Source organism: Aquitalea palustris (assembly GCF_003693445.1).
Taxonomy (GTDB): Bacteria; Pseudomonadota; Gammaproteobacteria; order Burkholderiales; family Chromobacteriaceae; genus Aquitalea; species Aquitalea palustris.
This window is the reverse complement of the sequence record NZ_RFAR01000018.1, coordinates 22,693-29,315: the sequence shown is the minus strand read 5'-3', so window position 1 is coordinate 29,315 and position 6,623 is coordinate 22,693. Positions and strand designations below refer to the sequence as shown.

General features: G+C 55.2%; 3 protein-coding genes. All 3 read right to left on the bottom strand.

Features of this window, described 5'->3' with window-relative positions:
• Positions 1-416: 416 nt before the first annotated feature.
• On the bottom strand, positions 417-5,003 hold the full coding sequence (locus tag EAY64_RS05440) for a protein NO VEIN domain-containing protein (RefSeq protein WP_199734390.1): 4,587 nt from the start codon (positions 5,001-5,003) through the stop codon (positions 417-419).
• A 337-nt stretch (positions 5,004-5,340) separates the two neighbouring features.
• Positions 5,341-5,613 carry a hypothetical protein gene (locus EAY64_RS05435; RefSeq protein WP_103523770.1) on the bottom strand — a complete coding sequence of 91 codons (273 nt, stop codon included), beginning with the start codon at positions 5,611-5,613 and terminating at the stop codon, positions 5,341-5,343.
• A gap of 28 nt (positions 5,614-5,641) precedes the next feature.
• Positions 5,642-6,514, bottom strand: a complete 873-nt coding sequence (locus EAY64_RS05430; RefSeq protein ID WP_147456182.1) for a GTPase family protein — start codon at positions 6,512-6,514, stop codon at positions 5,642-5,644.
• Between the last annotated feature and the right edge of the window lie 109 nt (positions 6,515-6,623).

Genomic DNA, 6,623 nt, shown 5'->3' with positions numbered 1-6,623 from the left:
GCGAAGGTCGGGGGTTCGACTCCTCTTACCGGCACCATTAAAATCAAGGCCTTACAGCTTTTTTGCTGTAAGGCTTTTTTGTTTTTCTTTTCCTTGTACGGGTATTGTACGGCTCGTGCAAGTGGGTAGGCTCAATCCCGGTGTTGGCGATTGAGCGCCAGAAGATCCACAGATCCGTCACCGGGTCCGTGGATCTTCTGGTTTATGGCGTCGTTGAGAGTGCTCGTTAACTCTCCGTCCAGAAGCAGCACCGGTCGACGAGTTGGTGATGTGTGAGCTCAGCAGGGGTAGTTCGGCCAAAGCAGAAACTTCCCACATCAATAAAATTGGCTGCTTTTCAACGGAATGTAGTCATTGAAGTATCTAGCAGACTAAGGGCGATTCAGACGGTAGCCAACGCATCGTCATCAGATTCATCAATCGTCCTCCAGTAGCGGGGTTTTTTCTCCCACTATCTCCTCGTCCATCTCATCGCCGGATGCGGGATTTCTGCTCAAGACATCCAAGATTGATCTGCGCTGATGTGTCGATTCCTCCTCAGCCACAAGCTGCCACCCATCATCGAAGCGATACTCAACGACTTTGGATGCAGGGTTCTGAATGCGATAGATGTTTGCATCGGCGCTGGTTGCCTTCTCCACCACGTACAGCCAGTAGGCATCCTGTTTCGCTTGAGCCATGCGAAACTGAGGAGCTGAAAGCTTTACACCAAAGCCGTTCCACGGGCCAGTCAGGGACTTCACCTCAATATAACGGACGATCTGTCCCTCAGGGGCACGGGACTCAATGTCGTAGCCCTCATTGTCATGAGGCATCTCGGTAGGCTGACGACCGTCTTGCAGTTCGGACTTAAGCACCTTGTCAATGCCTTGGCGATCGGAGTCCGCACGTCTTGCCTTAGCCTCTTCACTTAGCTCGGTGTCTTCATTCTCACACTCAGGTTTCAAATAGGAGCGCCCGACAAAGGTATATCCTTCACGTAGGGTTTTCACAGACGCAGGCTTGTGTCCCCTGTCCTTTGGCTTTCCTCCCTCCCCATTGCCATGTTGTGTACCAGCTCCGCGTTCGCCTCGTTCTCGTACCCACTTGGGCTTGGCCCCACCTGTTTCGTCTGCCGTTCCGGTCTCGGACTCATCCGAACTATCGTTGAAATCTTCTTCATCAGCTTTTGCGTTACTTTCGCACGTGCTCGCATCAAAACCCGAAGATTCCTCACCCATTCCAGCATTGTGCCCTGCACCCATACCAAGACCGGCATCCTCGCTCACCGGCTCATCGATCGAGTCCAATGCGACCTCGGGTATCCCCAAGTCATCAAGCCCAGCCCGTGCTTCTTCTACATCAGCTGATTGCAGCACTTCCTTGATCGCTGCTGCCAAAGGGCCTGCTGCCACATCTGGATAGAACCCAAACGCCAATTCACGCGCAATTGCACCCCAGACGTTCATCCGACCTCGGCAGAAATACATCCGTAGACGTGCCTCAGTAAGGTGTGCCACCACGTCTTCGGTAGGGCCTGGGTAATTAAGAATTCGGTAATTCACCGTCAACCGATCGCTACCCCAGAGTTCAGGAGGCACAGTGAGGCCTTCTGGCATATCGACCAAAGTCGCAAACACCCGGCGCACCAGAGGCCAGCGTTCCTGCAACCGCTGGCCCATCGCCTCATCAAGTATGGGATCAGAGCATTGCACCAACTCCATTTTCACGGCAGAACTCAGGAACCTGACACCTGCGGTGGCCATAGCCCGCCACGACGTTTCTGGCCGGCGGATGACCAGCTTGCGAAAGGCCTCATCAAATTTGTCTGCCAACCCGGGTCGGTCATCGAAAAAGACATCGCATGGCTTCCTGAGGTAGTGACTGGCGTTGGGCACCACCTTGAGGCTAGCCAAGGATTCCGCCAGGTCAGGTATATCGTCGAGCTTTTCGCTAAGGAGCGACCAACAACTCATGACTACCTGATGGTCCTCATTCTCCAGCTGTCGATTGTCCGTATAAGCCTCAGATATCTCGCCCAAAACCTGAAGCGCATCTAATGCCGTGGGCGACTCGCTTACCCCGAGTTGGGTCAGCAACGGTTGATACTTGCGCCAATCCTGGTTCAGGTGGATGCGGTTCTGGCCGAAAGGGTGGGTTCCCCAATAACAAACGCCCCCTTCCACGTAACTACCATCAGACAAGTACAGGCAAGCCTTCCCTTTCAGCAGATTGATTTTCTGGTCGAGCGCATGCCGGTTTAAAAACTCATAAACCTGCATATTGACCCCGTCTCCGTGTTGTGCAACTTGCAATAGGTGCTTCACCACAAGTATCACGTCTGGTTCTGAGCGAATTTGCAGGAAGCGGAGCAACCCATCCGCGGCCACGCGCTGAACCAGCACAGGTATGTCAAGAAACTCCGCTTGCGTTTCGAATAAGAAGCGTGAAAATACCGAATACACTGAACTGGGTGGCAACCAACTCGTGCTCCGATGGCCAGGCAACCACGCCATTCTTTGAAGTTCTTCCAGGTCATCGTGCTTGTCGGCGAGGTTCTCCCAGTTTTCGGCCAGTCCCTTAAAGAGGCTGCGAATGGCCTCTCGCCTGTCTGCGCTCGGCCCTTGGTTCGTCAAGTTTTCCACACGCTGCAGCACATCATGCGCTCTGGGAAAATCACTCACACCCAACCACTGAAGCACATCCCGGGTGGCCATTTGCTTCTCATCCGGCAACTTGGCGAGGGGAGCTGTGCTACCCAACACCTCGAGCACTAGACTATTCTCGAAATACGTTCCGATAGGGCGATGGAACTGCCCGTCTTGGCACTCAACGATTGGCAGCTGCCGGAGCGCGGTCGCAATATTCTGCTCGTCCAACAAGTCGCCGGCATGAGCAACCAATACACGTAGCAATGCCCGTCGAGTATCAAGGTCTGGCAGAGGTTCCTTTTCGAAAGCCCGCGGCGCATGCTCGATCAGATAGGTTTCGAGATCCAATTTCCGCGCGCCCAGATCTTCCAACAGGAAGGATGCCCAACGGGAGGAGATGTGCGGATCAAGGATCCTCGCCAGCTTGAGCCCGTCCTCAAAATCTCCCGGCACCGACAATCTATCCAGGGAACACAGACCCTCACCGGAAGGCCAGATCGATAGTGCGCGAATAGCGCTCTGCACGTCAGGGTCTGCCGCGACAAAAGCCCGGTTCGCCGCGAACCAACCAACTACCCTCACAATCCAGCCACTATCACTCAGGTTGCAGAGTTCCAGTTTTTCCTGTCCGGCACTCCGTAACAAGCTTATGGCGTCTCTCACCGAAAACTGGCTTACTAGGTCTAGAAGGTCTGGAGGATTGTTATTGGTTGCCCAGTATTCCGCCGGAGCCACGTTCGCGAAGACATCCCGAGTAGCTGTGCTGCTCTCTCGCAATACGGCGGCGGGTGCCAACGCATCATCGGTTGTCAATACCAACGCGCAGCGGCGAGCTTTCTCTCGAGCGCCACTCTTCGCATCTTTGGCTACCCGCTCCAGCAGAAGAGCTACTTCCTGACTGAGAACCGACCGATTTTCAGCGGATCTGAGCCACGGAGCCACCTGATCCATCGGCAATATCTGATCGTACCCTCCAGTCAGAAGTCCACTGGTGAGATCATCCAGCGTTAGGTAACCAACTCCCACTTCCTTATCGCGCAGCAAGGTGGCGAACGGCTGCATATCCAGATGTACAACCTTTAGGTCCAGCTCTTCCAGTAGCGGCAATACCGACGCCTCGTCCTTGGCACTTTGCAGGAGTCGCGCCTCCAAAGGCGCACACCAATCTTCTCTGGTGGTCCTGACAAATTCGCCTGACCGGACGATCGGCGCTAGGTATTCCCAGAAAGATGCAAAGGCCTTATCTACAATATTGTTCACTGCATCCCGATGCAGTTTCTTGGCGGCCCAGAGCATTTTCCAAAGATCAACGGGTTCCAGCAATTCGCGCAGGTCTGGCAGAGCCTTAGCCAGTGCCCGTGCCGCTGCTCGGACAACGGCACGGTTCCAGTCCCCCTGGTAATCTTGGTCGAAAAGGATGCGCTTGCGGTCCGAAGAGGGATAAAAGTCCCCATTGATCAGCACAGGCAGAGCAATGTCATGCTCGGTGGGCAAGGCCGCATACAGCCGCCCTTCCGCAGGAAGGGTATCGATAGGTACCGCTACGGTAACCTCTGTCTTGCGCTTGGCTTCGATGCTGGTACCAAAGCGTGCCCGCAACTCGGCGGCCTCCTGACTGAAGTTTCCTCCCAATCGCTTCCAAAAGTGCGTCTCCTCGCCTGCCTCCACTACAATCTCGCATGCTGATGGATCGCGTAGGCAGCGAACAATCAACTCGACCTGTCCACGCCGACGCAACTCCAGCGTTTCTAACCGTTTCAGGAATGGTGCGGCAACCGTCAGGGCCTTGCGCAACTCGGCGCACATTTGATCGGCCACATCTTGTGCAACTGGCTCGATGCCTAGAGCAGTGCGCAAAGAGGTCTGCGTCCGAGCCCATGGCAGTTCGAATCGTGTTGCTGAAAAAGGCTGGGCGAGTCGGACTGCCGCGATACGCTCCGTCTCAATGGCCTCAGGTCGCAGCCCCCATTGCCATTGACCAGAGAGCAATTTCGGCTGATCAGTAATTTGATAGACAGAAATAAATCCAATACCGAAGGCGCCGGTCGTGTCGCTCTCCTGTCGCTTGTGCCCGCTGGCCACCCGACGGAAAGCGTGAAAGTCACAGCAGACTTTGCCGTCACCAACGGGGTCTAAGCCACATCGGGTGGCTTCTACTGCTCCACAATCGGAAAACTGGGCATCGTTTTCGACGATCAGTGCGTTGGTTGTCACATCGAAGGTGACCCGCGTCGCATCTCTGGCATCGTCCGCATTTTGAATCAGCTCATTAGCGAGGGTGGCCCAGCCTTTGAGATCACGCAGCTTTGCGTTGAGGAAGCCTAGATAATCGATGCCCTGGGAGATGTGGATGACGGTAGACTCGGCAGACATGGGTTCTCCAAAATAATGGCATTTGTAAGCATGTTCATTTCATTCGGGTTGAATCGCCCCTCCTTTCCTAGACACCTCAAGAGCCTCACACTAGGCCCTACAAGGAGGTGCCATGCGCAGGTGATCTACAACGATCCCTCCTGAGGCTGCTGAAATTAGTGGTGTGGCTGACCCCTCGAATGCCTGCTTCTGGATATAGCAGACATGCTAACACAATGGCATGGAGGTCCGCTTTGGCCGAAATGTGGAAAAAATATCAATCCTGCATGTGACTACGTAGCCACAAAATGACAGAGCCACCCACCCCTTATGGGGCAGGTGGCTCTTGTATTTGCCCTCAGCGCGGGCAGTTGGCTTTGGCATCCATGGCGATGGCTGCAATCTTGTCTGGGACTTGCTGGGAGGCCAGCATGTCCTGCTCCAGGCTCATCAGTTCCTTCTGGCTGAGCTTGTCTTCAGTTTTCTTCAGATAGCACTTACAGAAGGTGGCTGTGCTGCCACGGGCCTGGCAGCTATTGGTGAAGTTGGCTTCGATATCGCTGTCGTAGCTACCGGAACAGCCGGTGAGCAACACTAGCAGGCAGAGCGGGGCGAGGAGGATGGCTTTCATGGTATTTTCCTTGGTTGGTGAGGGTGGTTTACCAGCCGAATAGCTTGTCGACCCAGCGGCTGACGGTGGAGCTGACCCAGTCCCAGGTCTCGGTCAGTACTGCCTTTGCTACGTCCTTGACCGACTCCCACAGCCCCTGGCTGGCACTGTGGTAGGCGGTACTGGAGACCACTTCTGGATTGGCTTCACGGGCGATGGCCCACTTTTTTTGTTTCGGCAGGGTGGTGATGATCTGCTCGATCAGCGTGGTTAGACCGTAGCCTTCGCTGGCAGCAGTGGCACAGATCTGGGAGAGGGGAATGTGGAACACCTGGCTGAGCTGGATCTGTTTGCGGCTGAGGTTCTTCGCCTGATCCGTACCTGGCAGGTGCAGGACGGTATCCCAGTCGCGATAGGGTTCTAGCTTGTCGACCTGGCTGAGGACGAATAGTACCGGGATGTCACGCTGAGCCAGATAAGGCTGGATCAGTGTGCGGTAGCAGTGCTCGTCGATACTCAAGGCCCGATCGTCGGCTTTGATCACCCACAGGATCAGATCCATTTCCGGCAGCAGCTGCTGATACAGCCCGGCGTACTCGCTGTCTTTGTCGGTCGTTTCCCCCACGCCTGGTACATCAATCAGCGCAATGCCTTTGCCGTTCTTGTAGGCGAGGGTGAATTCCTGTGGGTAGCGTGTACAGCCCGCGACGTCATCGACTTCGGCCACGTCCTGGCCGAACAGGGCATTGCACAGGCTGGACTTGCCCGCACCGGTTTTACCCAGAATGCCGACGACGGCCTGATAGTGAACAATCTCTTCAATCCGCTCGCGCAGTTGCTCACGCTGTGTGTCAGTCAGTGCGCCTGCTTGATCGAAGGCAGCTAACAAGGTGGTTCCCAGTGTTTGTGGAGTAGGGGTCATGGTGGTAGTCCCAATGCAGTAGATGGCAAACAAAAACGCCACCTGCAGCAGGTGGCGTGTCTGGTCAAACGGGGAGAGGGGCGACACGCCACCTCGGGAACATCAGGGA